The organism is Paenibacillus tundrae, assembly GCF_030812775.1.
In the GTDB taxonomy this organism is placed as follows: domain Bacteria; phylum Bacillota; class Bacilli; order Paenibacillales; family Paenibacillaceae; genus Paenibacillus; species Paenibacillus tundrae_A.
Map to the genome: position 1 here is coordinate 25,192 of NZ_JAUSTI010000003.1, position 19,895 is coordinate 45,086.

General features: G+C 44.7%; 21 protein-coding genes, 1 tRNA gene and 1 riboswitch. Of the genes, 16 read left to right on the plus strand and 6 right to left on the minus strand.

The genetic code is table 11. The annotated features are described in order from the left end of the window. The first annotated feature begins 13 nt into the window (after positions 1-13). Positions 14-178 carry a hypothetical protein gene (locus J2T19_RS05955; RefSeq protein WP_307214097.1) on the plus strand — a complete coding sequence of 55 codons (165 nt, stop codon included), beginning with the start codon at positions 14-16 and terminating at the stop codon, positions 176-178. A gap of 26 nt (positions 179-204) precedes the next feature. On the opposite strand, the gene J2T19_RS05960 is transcribed toward J2T19_RS05955, so the two are convergent. Then, on the minus strand, positions 205-750 hold the full coding sequence (locus J2T19_RS05960; protein WP_145409392.1) for a thioredoxin family protein: 546 nt from the start codon (positions 748-750) through the stop codon (positions 205-207). 242 nt (positions 751-992) lie between these two features. Between J2T19_RS05960 and J2T19_RS05965 the strand changes: the two genes are divergently transcribed. From J2T19_RS05965 to J2T19_RS05995, 7 genes are all read left to right on the plus strand, one after another. Then, the gene (locus J2T19_RS05965; RefSeq protein WP_307214102.1) at positions 993-2,684 is read left to right on the plus strand and encodes an RsmF rRNA methyltransferase first C-terminal domain-containing protein; all 1,692 of its coding nucleotides are present in this window, start codon (positions 993-995) and stop codon (positions 2,682-2,684) included. Continuing rightward, positions 2,681-3,427 (plus strand): pseudouridine synthase, encoded by a 747-nt coding sequence (locus J2T19_RS05970; protein ID WP_307214104.1) that lies wholly within the window; start codon positions 2,681-2,683, stop codon positions 3,425-3,427. Before J2T19_RS05965 ends, J2T19_RS05970 begins: the two co-directional genes overlap by 4 nt. Before the next feature lie 651 nt (positions 3,428-4,078). Next, positions 4,079-4,882, plus strand: coding sequence for a Cof-type HAD-IIB family hydrolase (locus J2T19_RS05975; protein ID WP_307214105.1), 804 nt, complete (start codon positions 4,079-4,081; stop codon positions 4,880-4,882). Between the two features lie 109 nt (positions 4,883-4,991). Then, positions 4,992-6,122, plus strand: a complete 1,131-nt coding sequence (locus J2T19_RS05980) for a hypothetical protein (RefSeq protein WP_307214107.1) — start codon at positions 4,992-4,994, stop codon at positions 6,120-6,122. A 101-nt stretch (positions 6,123-6,223) separates the two neighbouring features. Continuing rightward, positions 6,224-6,772, plus strand: coding sequence for a GNAT family N-acetyltransferase (locus J2T19_RS05985; RefSeq protein WP_307214109.1), 549 nt, complete (start codon positions 6,224-6,226; stop codon positions 6,770-6,772). A 246-nt stretch (positions 6,773-7,018) separates the two neighbouring features. Further along, the gene (locus J2T19_RS05990; RefSeq protein WP_307214111.1) at positions 7,019-8,155 is read left to right on the plus strand and encodes a glycosyltransferase family 4 protein; all 1,137 of its coding nucleotides are present in this window, start codon (positions 7,019-7,021) and stop codon (positions 8,153-8,155) included. Positions 8,156-8,360: 205 nt separating this feature from the next. Next, a complete protein-coding gene (locus tag J2T19_RS05995; RefSeq protein ID WP_307214113.1) occupies positions 8,361-8,945 on the plus strand; it encodes a hypothetical protein in 585 nt (194 codons plus the stop codon). Between the two features lie 104 nt (positions 8,946-9,049). Here the strand turns inward: J2T19_RS05995 and J2T19_RS06000 are convergent, their stop codons facing one another. Continuing rightward, positions 9,050-10,108 carry a YkvI family membrane protein gene (locus J2T19_RS06000; RefSeq protein WP_307214115.1) on the minus strand — a complete coding sequence of 353 codons (1,059 nt, stop codon included), beginning with the start codon at positions 10,106-10,108 and terminating at the stop codon, positions 9,050-9,052. A gap of 204 nt (positions 10,109-10,312) precedes the next feature. Between J2T19_RS06000 and J2T19_RS06005 the strand changes: the two genes are divergently transcribed. The 4 genes from J2T19_RS06005 to J2T19_RS06020 all read left to right on the plus strand — a co-directional run bounded on the left by J2T19_RS06005 (position 10,313) and on the right by J2T19_RS06020 (position 12,103). Further along, complete coding sequence (locus J2T19_RS06005; protein WP_145046082.1) at positions 10,313-10,894, plus strand: xanthine phosphoribosyltransferase; 582 nt, start codon at positions 10,313-10,315, stop codon at positions 10,892-10,894. A gap of 97 nt (positions 10,895-10,991) precedes the next feature. Continuing rightward, entirely contained in the window at positions 10,992-11,321 is a 330-nt protein-coding gene (locus J2T19_RS06010) for a hypothetical protein (protein ID WP_024629266.1), read from the plus strand. Positions 11,322-11,442: 121 nt separating this feature from the next. Further along, complete coding sequence (locus J2T19_RS06015; protein WP_056700334.1) at positions 11,443-11,661, plus strand: hypothetical protein; 219 nt, start codon at positions 11,443-11,445, stop codon at positions 11,659-11,661. 112 nt (positions 11,662-11,773) lie between these two features. Beyond that, positions 11,774-12,103 carry a carboxymuconolactone decarboxylase family protein gene (locus J2T19_RS06020; RefSeq protein ID WP_056700336.1) on the plus strand — a complete coding sequence of 110 codons (330 nt, stop codon included), beginning with the start codon at positions 11,774-11,776 and terminating at the stop codon, positions 12,101-12,103. 92 nt (positions 12,104-12,195) lie between these two features. On the opposite strand, the gene J2T19_RS06025 is transcribed toward J2T19_RS06020, so the two are convergent. Then, complete coding sequence (locus J2T19_RS06025) at positions 12,196-12,660, minus strand: C40 family peptidase (protein ID WP_145046084.1); 465 nt, start codon at positions 12,658-12,660, stop codon at positions 12,196-12,198. Between the two features lie 5 nt (positions 12,661-12,665). Continuing rightward, positions 12,666-12,797, minus strand: a riboswitch (cyclic di-AMP (ydaO/yuaA leader). Positions 12,798-13,236: 439 nt separating this feature from the next. Between J2T19_RS06025 and pelA the strand changes: the two genes are divergently transcribed. After that, positions 13,237-14,193, plus strand: a complete 957-nt coding sequence (gene pelA / locus J2T19_RS06030; RefSeq protein ID WP_370874819.1) for a pectate lyase — start codon at positions 13,237-13,239, stop codon at positions 14,191-14,193. A gap of 179 nt (positions 14,194-14,372) precedes the next feature. Beyond that, a tRNA-Leu gene (locus tag J2T19_RS06035) sits at positions 14,373-14,457 on the plus strand. Positions 14,458-14,615: 158 nt separating this feature from the next. Here J2T19_RS06035 and xynC read toward each other — a convergent pair. After that, positions 14,616-16,301: a glucuronoarabinoxylan endo-1,4-beta-xylanase XynC gene (gene xynC, locus J2T19_RS06040; protein WP_307214125.1), complete on the minus strand. Its 1,686-nt coding sequence runs from the start codon at positions 16,299-16,301 to the stop codon at positions 14,616-14,618. 340 nt (positions 16,302-16,641) lie between these two features. On the opposite strand from xynC, the gene J2T19_RS06045 reads away from it, so the two are divergent. Further along, positions 16,642-17,565, plus strand: coding sequence for a divergent polysaccharide deacetylase family protein (locus tag J2T19_RS06045; protein ID WP_307214127.1), 924 nt, complete (start codon positions 16,642-16,644; stop codon positions 17,563-17,565). On the opposite strand, the gene J2T19_RS06050 is transcribed toward J2T19_RS06045, so the two are convergent. Next, positions 17,540-18,316 (minus strand): N-acetylmuramoyl-L-alanine amidase family protein, encoded by a 777-nt coding sequence (locus J2T19_RS06050; protein WP_307214128.1) that lies wholly within the window; start codon positions 18,314-18,316, stop codon positions 17,540-17,542. The two genes, J2T19_RS06045 and J2T19_RS06050, sit on opposite strands and share 26 nt — an antisense overlap. Before the next feature lie 193 nt (positions 18,317-18,509). On the opposite strand from J2T19_RS06050, the gene J2T19_RS06055 reads away from it, so the two are divergent. Continuing rightward, entirely contained in the window at positions 18,510-18,728 is a 219-nt protein-coding gene (locus J2T19_RS06055; RefSeq protein WP_307214129.1) for a YqzE family protein, read from the plus strand. A gap of 129 nt (positions 18,729-18,857) precedes the next feature. Here J2T19_RS06055 and J2T19_RS06060 read toward each other — a convergent pair whose 3' ends face one another. Next, a complete protein-coding gene (locus J2T19_RS06060; protein ID WP_307214131.1) occupies positions 18,858-19,859 on the minus strand; it encodes a hypothetical protein in 1,002 nt (333 codons plus the stop codon). Positions 19,860-19,895 lie beyond the last annotated feature (36 nt).

A 19,895-nucleotide genomic window follows, 5' to 3' on the forward strand; every position in this document is an offset into this window, starting at 1 on the left:
TTCTGACAGGGCTGTGATAGCCTGGCAGGAAAAATATAAAAAACACCCCGATCATGCCTTACAGGCTATCGGGGTGTTTCGTATTCTAGCGATGGATAAAGAAGGAGAAGGGACAGGCATAGAGCAGAGCAACCTAAATGTCTATGCTTGTCCCTCCATCAACAACATCTCTAAGTAACGGTGTCCATAACAGCGAACTTGTGCTTAACTTGCTGCAGGCGTTGCGCTATCCTTGTATTTGTCAAAGAATTGTTTGTAGTCATCCAGAGTATAGCCGTTATCACTGCCATTCTCCTGGAGTCCGCCGACCATGCGATCCTTCTCAACACCGTCTTGGTAATAAACAAGCGTTGGTGTGAACTCAATATTGTAATCTGTCCATCCAGCGTCAAACTCACGTAGGTTGAACTGTGGCAATTGAATACCTTCTTGATCCACGAGCGGCATCAATTGAGGTGTTGTAGCACGGCAGTGTGAGCAATCCGATGCGAAGAAATAAACAAAAAAGCTTTCTTTGTTATCAATCTTAGCTTTCATGTCATCAGGCAAAATAATTTGTTGGTAATTCGGATCATCGAGTAATTCGCGAGTAGCTGAAGTGAGCTTAGAAGCCGGAATACCATACGCATTCTCTACAGCATCCATCTGCTTCTTGGATTGTTGATTCACCAGTACAAGTGCGGCTAGTAAAATGACAAAAATGCCTAGGAAAATAAGGATCGTGGCACTTTTCTTTTTCTTAGATTTCATTGAACATCCCCCATTATTCATATCATGATATGGCTTTGGCAAAAATTGAGTCTGGGATAATATGCATAATACACCGAATTTTTGCTCAAGAATTAACCTACTTGTCATTATACAACATTACAGGCTGTAGTGGAATATCTACTGAACCGATAAGACAGCAAAACTCGGATATGATAACATAGAGCAAGATGTAGGCATTCTAAGAGATGCTGGTATTTTAACAGGACAGGATGAGTGCAATTATGGCTGTACAGCTACCTTTGAAATTTGCTGAGCGAATGAAAACATTGCTTGGTAATGAATTTGAACAATTTATGTCATCATATGATCAGTCCCCACATGCAGGGCTTAGAGTGAATACGTTAAAAATATCCATGGAGTCGTTCGAGCAACTTGCTCCATTCGATTTGCGTCCCATTCCTTGGTGTGGGACAGGTTTTTATGTGCCTCACGGGGTGAAGCCGGGCTTGCATCCGTATTATCATGCAGGTCTATATTACATTCAAGAACCAAGTGCAATGGCACCTGTTGAATTATTGGGTGTGCAGCCAGGAGACCGAGTGCTTGATCTTTGTGCTGCGCCAGGCGGGAAGTCTACCCAGATTGCAGCCAAACTGCAAGGTAAGGGTGTGCTGGTAACCAATGATATTCATGCTGAGCGAACGAAGGCTCTCGCCAAAAATGTGGAATTGTACGGGGTTCGAAATGCAGTTGTGTTGAACGAATCTCCAGAGCGTATCGCAGGTGCATTTGAACATTATTTCGATAAGGTCTTAATAGATGCTCCTTGTTCAGGGGAAGGCATGTTCCGCAAGGATGAGGACATGGTGAAATCATGGGAGGATCACTCCATTGATAAGTGTGTTCTGATGCAACGAGACATTCTAGAGACGGCTGCCAGACTGCTGGCTCCAGGAGGTACGATCGTTTATTCGACATGCACATTTGCGCCTGAGGAAAATGAAGCAATGATTGCGGAGTTTCTGAAGTTGAATCCTGATTTTGTTGTGAAAGGCATCCCTAAGGAAGCAGGATTTGAGCCGGGTAGACCTGATTGGGTGCGTCAAACGATGCCGGAAACGGCACAGGAGACAGCCTTGGTATTGGATCAAGTGGCTGGAACAGCGAGATTATGGCCTCATTTGTTAGAAGGGGAAGGTCATTATGTAGCAGTGTTACAGCATCGGAGTCCATCTTTCACTGGGCAAGATCTGGTGGATTCAGAGGCGGATGACATTGCGGACGGAGTAGCAGATGATAGAGTGCATATTGATACTGAGCGTGAATCAGAGCAAGAGCGTTTCATTGCAGCGTCAGCACCCCTTAGTAAAGCAGATCGTAAACGAGAGCGTCTTCTGAGAACAGAGGCGAGAGAGAACAAACCTAGACAGGACTATGAGGGGAAATCGAAGGGGAAACAGGCGAAAGGAAACGAACGTGGCGGGCGCAAATCAGAGCGACGTGGACAGGGTCGTGGAACGGAGCAGTTGGAACCGGAGGTCATCTATAAGCAGTTTGTACAAGACCATCTGGAAATAGAGCTTCCAGGAGAAACGGTGTATTACGGTGATCGTGTATATCAATCTTCGGTAGGTGCTGAGCGTCTAGAGGGACTTAAAGTCATTCGTCCTGGATGGTTCATGGGAACGGTGAAAAATGGACGATTTGTGCCATCCCATCCGTTGGCATGTGCGTTGCATAATACAGAGGCAGTGCGAGTGATCAACCTTAATTCTGCAAATGGTGAAGCGGTGAGGTATTTAAAAGGAGAGACCTTGAATATTGAGGAGTCTCGGGTTCAGCTCAAGGCGGGAGTAGTTGCCAAGGGTTATACTTTAGTGTGTGTTGATGGTTATGCCGCTGGCTGGGGAAAATGGCTGGATGGCGTGCTGAAAAATGAATATCCGGCAGGCTGGAGGTGGACATCGGTATGAGTGGAAAGGGAAAACAGACCTTGCGTTTGGACAAGATCCTGAGTCATATGGGTGTGGGTACACGAAGTGAACTCAAAAAGTTAGTGAAGCAAGGCCGCATACAAGTGGATGGCAAAGCTGTGAAAGATAGCGGATTACAGGTGAATCCAGACCTGAATGTCATCGAGGTAGATGGCGAACGGATCGTCTACCGGGAAATGATCTATCTGATGTTGCATAAACCACCGGGTGTTGTGTCGGCTACCGAAGATAATAGAGATCGAACGGTATTAGATTTACTGCGTAAAGAAGATCGTGTCTTCAACCCGTTCCCGGTTGGCCGTCTGGATAAAGACACAGAAGGTTTGCTGATCCTAACCAATGATGGGCCGCTTGCGCATGATCTACTATCCCCACGTAAACACGTTCCTAAGACGTATGAAGCTCGTGTATTAGGACGAGTGGTTGAAGAGGATATTCGGCAATTCAAGGCAGGTATACAGTTGGATGACGGATATAAAACCTTACCGGCGGATCTAACGATTCTTCATCACGAAGAGACGGATGAGGGTGTATATTCATCCATATCGTTGATCATTCACGAAGGGAAGTTTCACCAGGTGAAACGTATGTTTCAGGCTGTTGGCAAACGAGTGGTTTACCTTAAACGAGTAGCCATGGGTGACCTGCAGCTAGCAGACGATCTACCGATGGGCAGCTATCGCGAACTTACCGCAGAAGAGTTAAATATTCTGCGCAAATAGGCTCCCGCCCTTCGCGAAGCGGAGCAGGGAGCTCTGGGCAAGGAGCGAAGCCTTGCCCCCGCGCCAAAGGCGCAAGCTCCCGCCCTTCGCGAAGCGGAGCAGGGAGCCTGGGCAAGGAGCGAAGCCTTGCCCCCAGCGCCAAAGGCGCAAAAGCTCCCGCCCTTCGCGGAGCGGAGCAGGGAGCCTGGGCAAGGAGCGAAGCCTTCCCCCCAGCGCCAAAGGCGCAAAGCTCCCGCCCTTCGCGAAGCGGAGCAGGGAGCCCCGGGCAAGAGGCGAAGCCTTGCCCCCAGCGCCAAAGGCGCAAAGCTCCCGCCCTTCGCGAAGCGGAGCAGGGAGCCCCGGGCAAGAGGCGAAGCCTTGCCCCCAGCGCCAAAGGCGCAAAGCTCCCGCCCTTCGCGAAGCGGAGCAGGGAGCTCCGGGCAAGAGGCGAAGCCTTGCCCGAAATGGTCCCAGTAAGCTTGGGCAGGGTCGCCGCTATATTTAGCGGTGATCCTGGCAGACAAGCGCTCCCACACCAAACGTTACATAGCAAGACCCGACCCACCGCCGCTTCCGCAAACCCTCCCTTCCGAGGGCAGAGCCCTCTGGGGCCCTCTCGGAAGGGAGGGTTTGGGTGGGTGCGATCCCCCCTATTTAAGGAGTGAATACACAATGACATATAAATTAATTGCACTTGATGTCGATGGAACATTGCTGAATGATCATCATGAACTAACTGAGATGACACAAGAAACCTTGATTCGTGCATCCCGTCAAGGGATAGAGATTGTGCTGTGCTCAGGCAGAGGACCAGCCAACACGATTCCTTTTATGGAGCAGATGGGTTTGGCAGGCTATGTGATAACACATAACGGAGCGGTAACTGCTGAAGTAAGCACACGTGAAATTATTCATCGTTTTGCGATGGAGGGTCAGGGGCTAGAGCCGTTTATCACCTATTGTCGGGAGAATGGAGTTCATTTTGACATTAACACGGCATTTGGATTATATGTGGATCAGCCGGAAGGGCTGGAATTGCAAGTACAAGAGATGTATCGCAACTTTATGATGAAGCCACAACAGTTGCCCCAGTGGGCAGATCTAACTGAACCACTTGTCAAATTTACGGCCTTTGGACCGTTAGAGCAAATGAACACAGTACAGCAAGAGTGGGGGAACTGGAATCTTCCTTACTACATGACACGTAGTGGAGACTTTTTCATTGATCTGATGCACCCCGAAGCAACCAAAGGTACAGCATTGAAAAGATTAGCTGAATCCAAAGGCATTCAGCCCTCTGAAGTAATGGCTATTGGTAATTATTATAATGATATAACGATGCTGACCTATGCAGGCAAAGGAATTGCGATGGACAATTCTCCTGATGAAGTGAAAGCAGCTGCAGATGAAGTGACACTTTCGAACAATGAGCAGGGCGTGGCACATTCAATTCGAAAGCATGTATTAGGAGAATAGGATCAAACTGAACGTACGAACTAGAAAACGCTAAGGGTTGATCTCATAATCTACTGTCTTATTGGGCAACCTAAGAGAATAATCTTAGAAGACCAAGGAGGACGGATTCATGGAACTACATGTGGAGCTCATTCCGAATCTGCGAACATTAGGCGGCGAAGTACTGGATGTTATGGTACATGGTCAATACGTAGGTTCGCTTTTAGTCGTGTATAGAGAGAATGATCGTTTATCGGGAAGTCTTCAATTGGAACGTGGATCGCTAACGGAAGCATCTGAAGAAATCGTTATGGACAAAGTACATGAATATGTTCGTGCGCTTGTTGATGCGGTGGAAGCTGATTATTATGAAGTGTTAGTCAACTGTGGAACACTGCGTTCGGTGTTGCTGAAACCGGATACCGAGGTTGAGGTGGAATGGTACGAAGATGAGAACCGATATGATAGGGATTACGATGATACAGATGTGAGTGCGATTCAGATCATTCCCGGCTCGCAAGATGAATCTTTTACATATCAGGATCAGGAGCATCTGCTGGAGATGGAACTCGTATCAGCGGGACGCAACATATCGACGTATGTATTTAATGATGTACAAGGTCAGGAACTTGCCGAAGCGACGCTGAAACAGTATGGAGCAGATGTCCAAGGTGAAATTCACTGGTATGACGAGCCGGATGAACAACAGCAAGAGATTGCTGCAGAGTTACTTGTGCGAGAGTTGGATGAAGAGTTGATCGATACGATTACGATTCACTTCTGGCATCAGGGGAACCAATTCGATTCGGTAGAGTGGGTACACCGTGACTTTGCTGGGGAAGATGACCATGAAGATGATGTAACTTCGGATGACGAATACCAAACAGTTGGTGCTCTAAGCAATGCTTCTCACTACGATACAACAGGTCGAACTGTAGATGAGATGCAAGACAGAGAGGTAGAGGAAGATGCGGAGGATATCTCTTATGTCATGCTTGTACGCAAAGACCGAGAGTTCCGTGAGTACGCACTGTACCTTCAGGAACGTGGTGGACTGCCGGTGGGAACAGCTACAATTGACACTTCACATCCGGATCTAACCGGATATATGGATTATCAGATTCCGGGTACCAATGTGCAGCGACAGAGCTTAGTCGAGGTGCTTCTGAAGGAACTGGACAAAGAGCTTGAGTTCGATACGTTGCATCTGACGATGTTATACCGCAACCAGATTATTGATGAAGCGAGGATTGACAGGTAAAGGGCTACGGCTCTTTACCTTTTTTATTTGCTTTTTTGACGAAATATACATTTCCGGGTATAGTTCCATTATTCATTAGAGACAAAGGAGTGCGGAGAAAGATGGAGCGATCATTTACAATCATCCAAGATATCATTAACGAAGACTTTCGAGTTAAGTTGGCAGAGCCAAAAGATACGGAGGCGGTCATGGCTCTTCTAACAGAGACGGCGGAATGGCTGCGTAGTCAGGGTTCAAACCAGTGGAGTGCCCTACTAGAGGGAGAGGATTCGCATGATACGGAAGGCGCTATTCGGCGTGGTGATGTTTTTGTGTTCAAAAAAGGCGCTGAAGTCGCTGGAATGGTCATTCTGATGCGTAAGCCGAGTGCTTGGGACAGTAAACTATGGGGAACGAGAGCACATACGAAAGATGGAGCAGTTTATTTGCACCGCCTAGCCATTCGTAGAAAGTATGCTAAGACAGGTCTTGGACGTAGTATATTGGACTGGGCGACCGAAGGCATTCAGTTTGAGGATAAACACACGATGCGATTGGATTGTGGTGCGGACAATGCGACACTCAATGCGTTTTACGTTCGTCATGGTTACACGTTTGTAGGTGAAACTGAGGGATATAGCACGTATGAGAAGTCTTTAGGATTGAATTAATGTTAAGTTGATTGCGTACTGAATAAAATAAATATACGGAGCCGGGAGCGTAGATAACAGCTCACCGGCTCTTATTATGTAACGTATAATGATAAAGAGAGAAATGACTCATCATGTAACATGTTATCCCAGTGTAAGAAGAATGGAGAGGAAATGTTCAGTTATTGCTTTACTGAACATACGTTCTAATATATCATAATTGAAGATGTACTTATAAGATCGAAGCAAGAAAGGGGGAAACTAACGGTGAAATTGCTGCAGGCGCTATTCTTTCCTCCGGAGCAGCCCGGAGGTGTATCCTCTATGATACCGTATATGCAAGAGAGGTTCACAGCTCCCCGATGGGAGATGGATCTGTTCTCGCTACCCAAACGTATTCGCAACAAAGGTAGAGAAGATATTGCTTTTGAGACGTTCGATTGGACACTGTATCAGGACAGTCCGATTGTTCAGAAATATATGCAAACGTATCGTGATTACTTATGGTGGACGAAATTACGAATTCAGAAGCCGTATGATCTCATCCACGCACATCATCCAATAGCCGGTCTTGCGATGAAAAAGGTTTTCCCAGACACACCTCTCATTCAAACGATTCACTCCAGTTATGAACGAGAGTTGATTTTGAATGGTCGGATCGAGCCCGATGGATTGGAACATCAATTCCTGGTGGCGATTTACCGTGAGTTGGAGCATCAAGCAGAGCGGTTGTTAACCGTGTCTGACTCGTTCCGTCGTTATTTGGGTGCTTATGTTCAACAACCGGATACCATCGGCATTATACCGAATGGATTCGATGAAAAAAGGTTTAAACCGATTGCGCATGACAATGCCATCCCACAGTTAGTTACCGTATGTCGCCTTGTGCCGGCCAAAGGTCTGGATATTCTGTTCAAGGCATGCGCGGAACTCAAGGATCGAGGACTAGATTACGTTCTTCATATTATCGGAGATGGACCAATTCGCCCTGATCTGGAGGAGTTGGCACAGCGCCTTGGGATATATAACGAAACGATATTTTATGGTTACACGCTGCATCCTGAGGAATTTATGCCGTTCTTTGATATTTTTGTACTTCCTTCACGTGCGGAGGCCTTCGGATCTGTCTTTGCAGAGGCTGCACTGAGCTGTCTAGCGTTAGTTGGTACAGATGTTGGAGGAATTCCTGAACAGATTGAGAATGGTAGTAACGGACTGTTGGTTCCTTCGGAGGACCCGTCTGCGCTTGCAGAAGCTTTAGAGAAGGTGATGGTCGACCCAGCTTATCGTTATGAGCTTGCACGCTCAGCATGTGAGAAGGCGAAGACGCATTATTCTCTAGGTAGATCAGTCAATGAACTGAAAAAAATGTATTTGCAATTCGCTAAACCCTCTTTAACCTAATAAAATAACGATATCTTAGAAGAACACAACATAATTGCTGGTACATAAGCAGTTATGCTGTGTTTTTTATTTTCTGACTTTATGGTTAAGTTCTAAATAGTAGTCATTAATAGCGTGTATTAAAAAGATAGATGCGAATGTGTACTACAAATTAGATACTTACTGAATTGAAATGTTCAATTCGAAGGAAAGGGAGGAAGGGAGTTTGAAGATGTTTGCTAAACCTCTTATAGCCTGTACGACCATAATAATGCTTCTCATTGCTGGATGTACTGATCTGAATCATCGTGGACAATCCAAGGAATTAAGTGATATGGAAAGTAAGATTGCGTATCAGCCTGACGTATTTTTAACGGATGTGGTGAACGATCATTTCAACATTACAGCTACGATTAACTATCGTAATAAGGAAAATGTGGAGCATATCATTTACGAAATGTTCATTGAAGAACCCAAAGTGAAGATGGAACAGCTGCAAATGAGCTTTCATCTTCATCCACAAATGCTGAGTAAAATAGGTACAACCACCATTTTTGAATCAAATGTCATCTTTGATAACCTACCAACAATTGCACCACATGGCACAAGTACAAGGGCATCCCTATTTAGGGCGTTCTTGTTAGATCCATCGAAGGTAGATCAAGAGACATTGGAGATTTATACAGATATGTACGTGAAGTTAAGCTATCAAGTAGATCGAGAAGAGTATGTTCATTATTTCAAGTTAAACGCAGAGCCCTCTGATGAGCTTGTGAATGTTCTTCATAATACAGCGATGACGCTGAATTGACCTTTTAAAACTAAACGATCGAAAAAAATAAAATAAAAACCGACTCTTAAAATAAATGAATTATCTTAGAGTCGGTCTATTCAGCTCAAGTTGCCACAAAGGGACTAGTATTTTTCTTTTGTCCCTCGGAAACTGCCCCAACGATCCATAATTAATTTAAAAGCCCAGATGAGTGCCAAACATCCGAAAATGGGGTAAAGAATAGATAATAGAGAGCTGAAGCCAAATTGACTAAAGGAGTAACACAGCAACATAATAACCAGCATAATGACTCGCGGATGTACACGAATGTTTTGTCTGACCTGCAGCGTCATACCATAAATATCCGCCACAAAGGTGCTGAATATTTCCATGAAAATCAGGGATACATAAACGGACTGAACGATCCAACCAAGCTGAAAGGCAATGCTGCCCATCGGAATTTCAAATTGTGTTATTCCCGGCATCTGTGCAGACATAGCAAAATGAGCTGCGAGCAGCATAAAGCCTACTCCAATTCCACCAAGTACGCCGCCCCACTTCAGCATGTTTCGACTATGAATCTGGTTACCTAAAGGTACGAGTACAGCTTGGGCTAATACCAGATTAAATGAAGTGTATAAGAGTGGAGATAGCCATACCTGTATCAGACTTTTATCGGTTGTTAACGTGATAAATCTAGAAGCCCCAGGTTGATGGAGTGTGCTGGTAATCATAAGTAGCGAGAGTAGCAGCATCATCGGCACCACGATACTATTCATCTGCATGATGGCTCGGATACCTCGTCCCAGAAGAAGGTAAGTACCGACAAGTGTAACGAGTAAGCCGGTCTGGTAATGCAAGCCGAGATGTTCAACAAAGACGGAGCCTGCTCCAGCCAACATGACGCTGTTCACTCCAATGAGAATGAGAAGGGTAATCCAAGTAATCCATCTGCCTGCTTTGTAGCCGAATAAATGCTTATTAAGATCTTCATAGGAGCGGGAGCCTGTATCGTGTGCAATGAGCATCATTTTGGTGCCTAGCCAGACAAAAAGTATGGTGGATAGGCCGATGGTGAATGTTGCCCATTTGCCATACTGGGTAAAAAACTGCAGGATCTCCTGACCAGTTGCAAAGCCGGCACCTACCACCGTTCCAATGTATGTAAATGCGATCTGCAGCACCCGAAATGCCTGTTTCATGCGTTTCCCCTCTCAGGCCCCTGAATAGTTTGGACATGCGGGTGCCATGGTACAAGGTATGCTTGACCCTGGAAACTCATGACAATGAGCTCATTATTGGAGCATCAATTGTAAGGCTGAGTAACAATAAAGCTGATTTCGCTTGAATTGACAGTCATATCTATGATACTTTTACGTCATAGGATAGGCTTGGGAGGTCAAATCATGGAAGTGTTGAAACAACGTATTTTAGAAGAAGGAGTAGTCATCTCTGATCAGGTGCTTAAATTGGATGGACTGCTGAATCATCAGATTGACCCTGGTTTGACAATGGAAATGGGACGTGAGTTTGCCTCACGTTTTCGTGAAAGTGGCGTAACACGTGTTATTACGGTGGAGTCTTCTGGCATTCCGGTAGCTTTTGCTGTTGCACATGAGCTAGGAGTACCTCTAGTATTCGCTCGACGCAAAAAAACGCTACTGGCTGATCCTGATGCCTACTGTGAACGTGTACCATCGTTTACGAAAGGAATTGTGACCGATATTATGGTCTCTCGTGAATATATTCATGAGAATGATCGTATTTTGTTCATAGACGATATTATTGCTAATGGGGATGCAGCTCGCGGTGTTATCAAGATCATTGAACGCTCTGGGGCGGAATTAGTTGGTTTCGGTGTAGTCGTCGAAAAGTGTTTTCAAGCAGGAGCACGAACCATTCGTGAACAGGGAATTCCTGTTGAAGCCTTGGTACGTATTCGTTCCCTGAACGATGGAAGCATTCAGTTTGACGATAACGAAATGTGACATTTTAAAGGAAAAGGGCCTATTTTTTGAACAATGCCTTTGCATGACCGCAGAATTCATTTATAATGGGGTTATGTTAGGGAGAGGAGGCAACACCATGGGGAACCAACCGGCAACAGAACAATTTTTTATTGATAAGCTGGCGGAATCGAAAGTTCATTTTGAACGTGCCCTGGATTGTAAACATACGGAATTCGATGACCTTTATCCCTATATGATTGAACATCCTCAATTTTTCTGGTACAAACGCTATGTTGCCTGGTCAGAACTTCTGACGATTGTAGGCTTGTGTGAAGAGTTGTCCTTCTCTTGGAAAGAGCAATTTACACCGCATCAAGTGGAGTACCTTGAAGAACGTGTGATGTCCGCCAAAGTGCTTGATTTTTGGTTTGAGAAGAATGACAGCAAAGAGCACGCGCAGCGGTAAATTTCAGTCGGGACATACGTTTCGTATGACATGACAGTCCAATACAGTCACGTGAGACCTAAATGAGTTGTCATTTAGGTCTCTTTTTGTAAAATTAATTTGGAACATAGGAGCTATAGACATGATTAGTGATACAGAGCTGGATGCCCTGCGTTTGTCAGGTGAAAAGGTTAGAGTGGTAAGGGACGAGCTTGAGTCCAATGATGTAACAGGAATTGTTGTTGCTTGGGATGGAGAGCAGGTACTCATTCGGCGGCAGAATCGACGTGTGGTTAAGCTCGATCGTAGTTATCGCTATCAGTTGTTTAGCGAGCCGCGCCAGAGTCCACTTAGCGAGTAAGAAATGAGCTAACGGGATTTACCATCCTACCCTAGGCATAATCGATTCGCTCAGGAGAAAGGATAGTTACAGTGAAGGATGTGGAACTATCACCGAGAGGGCGTGCAATGATATGACATTGATGAATGAAAAGGTTCATGCGTATAAGGATCAGATTGGTGAGTTGAGCGATGTGCTACCGGGAGTGGTGAAGTCTTACCATGAGTTTACGGGAGAATGCTTTCAGCCAGGAGCCATTGATGCTAAAACGAAACAATTAATTGCCTTGGGCATTGGCTTATTTGCGAATAACGAAGTGTGTACCTTCTATCACGTGGAGGAAGCTCGTGCGAAGGGTGCTACCGATCAGGAGATCATGGAGACCGTTGCAGTGGCGGGTGCCGTAGGCGGCGGTCATGCACTATCTCAGGGCGCAATGCGCGTACAGAAGGCGCTGCACTAAGCAGGATGAGATCATATCAATGAAAATAAGGACTTATTCCTTGGCGCAAATGCTACGGGAATAGGTCCTTATTTATGTACATCGAAGTTATATTATATTTTTCCAATCATTTTATTATACATAAACTGGCCAGTAACTCGGCGAGCTGTAACATAACGGTCTTTGAAGTAAGGGTTAGACAATTTAGTGATGCTGACACCTTTGCTACTTGAAGCATGTGCGAATTGGCCGTCACCGATGTAAACACCTGCGTGTGAAACACCTTTACCCATTGTATTGAAGAATACGAGATCGCCTGTGCGAAGGTTCGCTTTGGATACAGGAGTTCCTGCTTTTGCTTGCTGCTGAGAAGTGCGTGGTAGATCGATGCTATATTTATCAAAAAGATATCTCATAAATCCAGAACAATCGAAGCCGGCCATGGTTGTACCGCCCCATTTGTAAGGAATACCTGCCATGTTATTAACGACGGTGTTGATTGTGCTTGCCTCTGTACTTGTTGCACCTGAAGTAAATAGTACTGCTGCTCCAAAAATGGAGATGATAAGTTTTTTCAAAATCAATGTTCTCCCTTCGTTGCCTACGGAGTTAGCTAAGGGTTCGGTAGAAGGTTCCCTATATTTCCTATGTATAAGAATAATTCACCCAAAATGGTTCCCCCGTTTTCAAACATGAAACTCGGCAAATGAATAATTAAGTTTTTGTAACCTTTTGAAACTATATTGCATATATGCGTAAATGTCAAACCTATCTTAATACCTTCTTTATCGCCCAATGTTAACGGAACTATAGATTTTTATGAAGAATAAACACGAAATGACAGCGTAACTAATTACAAAAAAGTAATATGTGATTCAAATCCAAATTAGAGTGTATACCACTCGAGGTTTGTCATGTGCAGTTTGAACTATTCTGATCGATACAATAATCGCGGAATGTTACAAGATGTTGCATTAATTGACAAAGTTATTTTTTTTGCATAAGATCGTTCTATCCCATCCACATATTGGAATATAGTGGTTATAATTTAATTCAAATAAAGGAGTTGATAGAGAGGCGTGTTATTAGAGGGTGAAAGTAAGTAGAATGAAGAATTGAATGATTTCAATAATAACGGGGAGTGTGTGATCATTTTGAATACAAAAACAAAGTTAGTTACATTAGTTCTAGCATTTTCAATGGTATTTTCTGCGGTAGGTATGGTCATTCAACCGGTTAGCACTGTATCTGCTGCGGATGCTTCAGGAACAACAGCAAGCATATCCGATATTTTGAAGAATCAAAGAGCCGATGGTGGCTGGAGAAAAGAATATAAGCAATCCACTGGTGAGTGGGCAAAATCTACGATTGACAATAAAGCTACATACTCAGAAATTAGAAGACTAGCTAAAGAATTTAAAAAGACAAACGACCCACGTTATTCTGCTGCCGCGATCAAAGGGATTAACTTTTTGCTGAATATGCAGTATTCCAATGGTGGATGGCCTCAAGTTTATCAAAGTTCTGGTTATCACAAACATATTACTTATAATGATGATGCGATGATTAATGTAATGTACATGTTGGATGAAGTTGCGACACGAAAAGGTGACTTCTCCTTTATCGACAGCAACCTTGCCAATCGTAGTAAAAATGCGGTTGCTAAAGGTGTGGATGCAATTCTGAAGACACAGGTAGTTTCAGGTGGTAAGCTCACAGCATGGGGACAACAGCATGATTCAAGCACACTTAAGCCTGCAGGTGCAAGAATCTATGAAGTACCATCATTAACAGCTGGAGAGAGTGTAACGATTGTTAAATTCCTGAAAACAAGACCTTCCAACGCCAAAATTACAGCTTCCATTAAGGGAGCAGAAGCTTGGTTTAACAAAGTGAAGATCACAGGCTACAGATATGAAAGAGCAAACGGCGATAGCAAAATTATTGCTGATTCCAAAGCAGCACCAATCTGGGCTCGTTTCTATGAAGTTGGAACGGATAAACCCATCTTTATCGGTCGTGACGGCATCGTGAAATACAAATTGAGCGATATTGACAAAGAAAGAAGAGGCGGCTATGCATGGTATGGTAACTGGCCATCCAAGCTTTAATCTATTATAGATTCTAAACTGGCACCAATCATGCCAGATCTTATGCCAGTTGAAGTCCGATCCGGTATTGATTATCTGGATCGGGTTTCTTCCTGAGCATTTCTATATTGACATGTAGATGCTTGCGTGATATATTATTTTTTGTCGCCGAGATACATATATCACGGAGATATACATATGCGGTCGTGGCGGAATTGGCAGACGCGCACGGTTCAGGTCCGTGTGGGCTAACCCCCCGTGGAGGTTCGAGTCCTCTCGACCGCATCGAATGAAAAGGTTCCCTGTTAGACACTAGTCTAACGGGGAACCTTTTTTTTGAACACATAACCGTATTTCACAGCTTGTCCATCCATTGTCGGATACTACGACCAATGACCAATTGCAGGCTTGGGCAATTTTTTTCCATTTGAATCCTACACGTATTATGATGCTGTAACTGTAATGTTATCGATATTAGGCCCTTCGGTACCTGTTGTTACAACTCTAATGGTATTCGTTCCTGAATTCATGGGCACCTGAATGGTTTTCTCGCCCCATGTCGACCAGCTTCCCGTTGCTGAAAAAGGGGTATTGCTGATTACTTTGTTTCCGTTAACGTACACATCGAGGTTACGCGTGCCACTCTCTAGTGCATAACGAAACTTTACGTTTTTGGTACCACTTGTCGCATTGTTAATATTATTCCATTGAATGGCAGAGTTCGTTAGTGCATTAAAATTAACATATCCAGAGCCCATGTAACCTGGGTAGATTGTCTCAACTACAGCATCAGTTAAAGTATTTCCTGTTTCAGCTTCATACGTTGTGCCACTTGTGTTACCACTACCTGGCCCAGTGATATTCGCTACAAATGTGGTTACACTTTGAGCAGGAAGCTGTGCAGTAAATGCGCCGTTAGACACATTGATCGGTGCTCCACTTGCTAGGTTACGGCTGCTATCCGTTATCCATGAGGATACAGTAGAGGCGTTACCATTTTGCAGGACGAATCGTTGACTGGTCGAGGAAGTTCCTTTGTTAATCGCGACGACGACAACCTTGTTATCTCCTTTGTAGGCAGACACAAACGTATTGGTATCCGGGTTTTTCGTTGCATCCACTCGCAGGTAGCCTGGACGAACAAACTTGGAGAATTGAGCCATATTATAACCACGTTTGCTAATCGTACCATCCTCTTTCATCGGTCCATACTGTCTACGGATGTACCACCATACATAAGCCTGAAAGTCTCCTTCGACCATTGCATTGTGCATGTGATGGGAAACCTCTAACGCTTCTGGCCAGCGGTCTGCAGAATTGTTATCACTGTTTGGATAATAAACTTCGGTCATCCACAGTTCTTTGCCTGCACCTTTTTGCTTGAAGAGTGGGTATGCAAAGTTATTGACTTGAGTCCCGTACAAGTGTGCTCCTAGAATGTCCATATTCGCGAGCGCTTGTGGATCATTGAGAATCGGGTCAGATATGTTTTTCAGGTATTGGAAGGATTCAGGCGCCATCACTTTGGTGTTCTGGATCGATCCTGCATTTTCTTTCATAAAGCGAAGGATCTCCTGTGGTGTCCACCAGGTCCAATCATGAGCGTAATCTGGTTCATTTTGTACGGAAATTGCGTATAAGTTCACGCCGTTATCTCTCATGTACGTAACGAAGTCATTGAGGTGCTGAGCGTAAGCAGCATATTTGTCATATTTCAATCGCTTTGCTGTAGTGTCCCCATTCCGGTTGAACGCCTCGACCATGTCACTTGGTGGATTCCAAGGGGAGGCAAACACCAGAGCTCCTTGCTCAATCGCTCTTTTGGCTGTATCTACTTCCCTAGACCAGTTACTTCGATTAGGATCGACACTGATCCTCAGGATGGAGAAGCCTAACTGGTTTTGCCCGTTGCCGAAGGCTGTGTTACGTTGTGCTGGCGTCAAGTCGCCGATCCAAACCGGGTGATTAATTCCTCCGAAGCCCTTGATGAGCTGCTTCTCCGAGGACAAATTGATGGTAGCATCACTTGCTGCCGAAGCTTGTGTGGGTGTTAACATCAGTGGCAGAACCGTTAAGCAGGCGAGTAAAACGTTAAAGGTTTTTCTAAATTTAAATTTCACTGCGATCATCCTCCTCGAAAATGGTTATCCTGAGAACTGCTAAACCGATGAAATCTTAATTTTGCATAGATTTAGTTGTAAGCCCTTACATAACCTCCTTTCGAAAAATAAAAGGAAAGAAAATCAATTTATTCTTTCTTTTGTTTATTTTAATGAAATATTATTGAACTGAATACCTGACAAATTTCAGGTCTTTTACTAATTTATCTCAAATTATTGGGAATCCATGACATTTTTTATCTCTATTCAGTAGTTACAAATTTTCCTTTAGTTACGTCAGACCATTTCTTACATAGAACTCCCTACAATATCAAACAATGAGAACACAGATCTAAGGGAGGGAATCAACATGGATAACAAAGTGAGAAGCAAGAGGTATACACGGTTAGTGGGGAGCTTCGTTCTTTTATTACTTGTTAACGTGGGTTGTATGGCAGGTGGAGAGATAACAGTGGCATCTCAGGTGCCAAGAGAAGCGGATATAGTCCATGCTTACGCACTGTCGAATCGTGATCGGATGCATGTTGCATCTCAACCTGAACAATCCGTAACCCCTCATAACCGTATGGCAATTATCATTGATGATGTAGGTAATGACATGAAGGGTACAGCAGAAATCTTGGCGATGCCAGTCAAGCTGACCGTTGCGGTCATGCCCTTTCTGCCAACAACTCAAAAAGATGCCACTGCGGCACATGAGAAGGGCATGGATGTGATTGTACACATGCCGATGGAGCCGAAGAGAGGGAAACCGGAGTGGCTGGGCCCTGGAGCTATTACGTCCAATCTAACAGATGAGGAAGTTCGTGAACGGGTGGAAAAAGCAATTGATGATGTCCCGTATGCTATCGGCATGAACAATCATATGGGTTCTAAGATTACTTCGGACAAACGAATCATGTCGATTGTGCTGGACGTATGCCGAGAGCGGGGTCTCTTTTTTGTAGATAGTCGAACCAATTTTCGCTCGGTAGTAGGGGAACTGGCCGCATCCAAAAATATGCCACCTGTCGGTAATGACATCTTCTTAGACGACCAGAACTCTAAGCCGCATATTCGCAAGCAAATGGAACTGGCCGCTAAGCGTGCCGTGGATAAAAAAAGCTGTGTAGTCATCGGTCATGTCGGTCACACGGGACTTAACACTTCTGCTGTTCTTCGTGAAACCGTCACCCAACTACAGGGACAGATTGAATTTGTAGGTATTGGTGATCTGGTGCGAGAGGTGTGGGATTGGCATATTGGGCCTACACTACCGACAGGTAATAAATAATGCCGTTTGCGATGGATTCAGCAATGCGCTTTTGCTCGGCAGGATCACTTATTTTGGCTCGGTCTGCTGCATTACTCAGAAATCCAGTTTCAACAATGACAGCAGGATGTTTCACATAATTCAACAGGTAAAAGGGTTTACCCCACATGACTTGCCGTCTAGTTCCATATAAGTCATTCATGGCATCTTGAATGGATTGTGCTAAAAGGTAACTTCTACCTTCTTTTTGGTGCAGTACCACGGGACCGTGTGTTGCAGCTCTTGAGCTCCAATTGGCATGGATACTGACAACGATATCCGTACTGACTTCTTCGCTGAGACTTTTGCGCTGTGCTAAATCTCTGCGATGCCGGGAGCGGCTGTTAAGCCAGCGGTTATCATCGCTGAGCGCATAATCACCAAGTCGGTTAATGATGACGGCATATCCTTTGCTGCGCAACAGAAGATAAACCTTTTGACTTATAGCGAGGTTAATGTCCTTCTCCAGCACACCTTGTGCTGACGTTCCTCCATCGACTCCTCCATGTCCTACATCAATTAGGATTACGGGAGCTGCGAAGGCATGATGGCTGGAGCGATAAGCTTCACCATCGGTTATTGGTAACATGGATGGACTGTTCGTTGATGGTTTAGCTTGGATGGGGGCAACAGAACCGACTGGTTGGATTGCCTGTCCCTGAACAAGTGGAAGAACCGGAAGACATAACAAGCTAACTAGCAAAGCGGTCGAAGCAACCAGCAGCTTATACATGGGACATACACTCCTTCATGATCTTGGTGTTTGGTGCATATTAGGGATTCGATGGATAGCTTTGGCATTAGACTGTGCATTCTGCCGATTTTCATACACGTAGCCCACAAAAAATGTTTAACGAGAACACTTCCTGCACACAATAGAACTATCGTAAGCTTCGTCAAGTGATGGAGCCAGGGAGGCAGAGGGTATGGCCAAAAGTGATGAATTGGTAAAATATATAACACAACGTGTGGTGCATTATATTGACACTCCGAAGGATGAGCGGAAAGGGCGTACCAAACAGAAGGAACCATGGTCCATGAAATGGTTTGGCATGATTCCTTTTGCCGTGTCGCTGTGGGTTCGCAAGAAGGAAAAATCTGTGGAATCAAATTCGAGGAAACGAAACTCTTCAGACAAGGAATAGATGGACGTGAGCGGTTACCTTACTGAAGATTGATCATTGAATAAACGATGTCTGTATGCAATATAGACGCACTTCCTGTATGGTCAGGAAAAGGCGTCTATTTTGCATGGTAACTCGTAATCTATCATTTCAAGGGTTAGCGACATAGAATTGACCGTCTTCCAATAGAGTATCCAATGGTACGAATCGTTGCGTGGAAGTATGTCCACCAAGCGCGACATAGAGGACTGATTGTGATTGAGCTTTGTTATGCCACAATTGATAACCACTAATAGGTAAAGGACCGCCGTAAAATATATTTCGATCATTCGCGGAATAAACAATTCCAAGCTCCTTATGAAGCTGAATCCAGTCTTGTACACAATTGAGCTTCACTGGTTTGGAGGTGATCCATAATAGGTTGTCCATTGGGCTAAAGGTAGGTCGCATATGAACAGAATCGACAAGCCAGGATGAGGTCGCGGAAGCTTCGGTATCTATAATGACCATTGGTTTGGAAGTCGTCTCGATCTGTCTCAAAGTCTCTGAGGGTAAAAGATCACCATTAGTGGCATCGATGTAAAGAGCTTCTTGGTTCGGTCGTTCTACCTTCCAGTAAGCGAGGAGAGGAAGCGCATAACGAAGCCCGAGCTCTCCTCCATCAGCATGTATCATCGTAAGGCTGAGGTGTTGTCGTTCTAACGCATGGCTTAGCAGCTCGCGATCATAGGGTGACTGCTCTCCTGAACCGTATTCGCTAAGCTTCAATTGTCCCTGATCTGTTGCAGAAATAATCATATACCCCATTAATTTCTCTTCAAAAGTAGCTTGCACGAGCCAGCTATGTGTACCTGGCCCAAGTGGAGTAAAGCTGAGTTCAGCCTTCTTCCAGTTGAACTGCTCATCTACTGAACCAAGCGCAAGAGCGTGCTCATGAGCAAACTGCTGTACAGCAACAGGAGCTAGCATGTCATGCTGGAGAGAAGTGTTGTCTTTGAGATCAGTTAATGACATGGAAGCAAGCGGAGGAGTGCTTCGACCTTCGGCACTTGCAGTCGACCAGAAAGTAGATAAGGCTGCACAACTGAGCACAGCTAGAGTGATCAAAGTTATTCGCTGTAGTAAGATCCGTTGCGTAACGGTTCGTTTCAAATAAACACCTTCTTCTTCGAGATACTGTGAATGAAA

Bases quoted from the DNA above. Each gene is read 5' to 3' on its own strand.
- J2T19_RS05960 (WP_145409392.1), bottom strand. From the start codon at position 750: ATGAAATCTAAGAAAAAGAAAAGTGCCACGATCCTTATTTTCCTAGGC.
- J2T19_RS05965 (WP_307214102.1), top strand. From the start codon at position 993: ATGGCTGTACAGCTACCTTTGAAATTTGCTGAGCGAATGAAAACATTG.
- J2T19_RS05970 (WP_307214104.1), top strand. From the start codon at position 2,681: ATGAGTGGAAAGGGAAAACAGACCTTGCGTTTGGACAAGATCCTGAGT.
- J2T19_RS05975 (WP_307214105.1), top strand. From the start codon at position 4,079: ATGACATATAAATTAATTGCACTTGATGTCGATGGAACATTGCTGAAT.
- J2T19_RS05980 (WP_307214107.1), top strand. From the start codon at position 4,992: ATGGAACTACATGTGGAGCTCATTCCGAATCTGCGAACATTAGGCGGC.
- J2T19_RS05985 (WP_307214109.1), top strand. From the start codon at position 6,224: ATGGAGCGATCATTTACAATCATCCAAGATATCATTAACGAAGACTTT.
- J2T19_RS06000 (WP_307214115.1), bottom strand. From the start codon at position 10,108: ATGAAACAGGCATTTCGGGTGCTGCAGATCGCATTTACATACATTGGA.
- J2T19_RS06005 (WP_145046082.1), top strand. From the start codon at position 10,313: ATGGAAGTGTTGAAACAACGTATTTTAGAAGAAGGAGTAGTCATCTCT.
- J2T19_RS06010 (WP_024629266.1), top strand. From the start codon at position 10,992: ATGGGGAACCAACCGGCAACAGAACAATTTTTTATTGATAAGCTGGCG.
- J2T19_RS06015 (WP_056700334.1), top strand. From the start codon at position 11,443: ATGATTAGTGATACAGAGCTGGATGCCCTGCGTTTGTCAGGTGAAAAG.
- J2T19_RS06020 (WP_056700336.1), top strand. From the start codon at position 11,774: ATGACATTGATGAATGAAAAGGTTCATGCGTATAAGGATCAGATTGGT.
- xynC (WP_307214125.1), bottom strand. From the start codon at position 16,301: ATGATCGCAGTGAAATTTAAATTTAGAAAAACCTTTAACGTTTTACTC.
- J2T19_RS06045 (WP_307214127.1), top strand. From the start codon at position 16,642: ATGGATAACAAAGTGAGAAGCAAGAGGTATACACGGTTAGTGGGGAGC.
- J2T19_RS06050 (WP_307214128.1), bottom strand. From the start codon at position 18,316: ATGTATAAGCTGCTGGTTGCTTCGACCGCTTTGCTAGTTAGCTTGTTA.
- J2T19_RS06055 (WP_307214129.1), top strand. From the start codon at position 18,510: ATGGCCAAAAGTGATGAATTGGTAAAATATATAACACAACGTGTGGTG.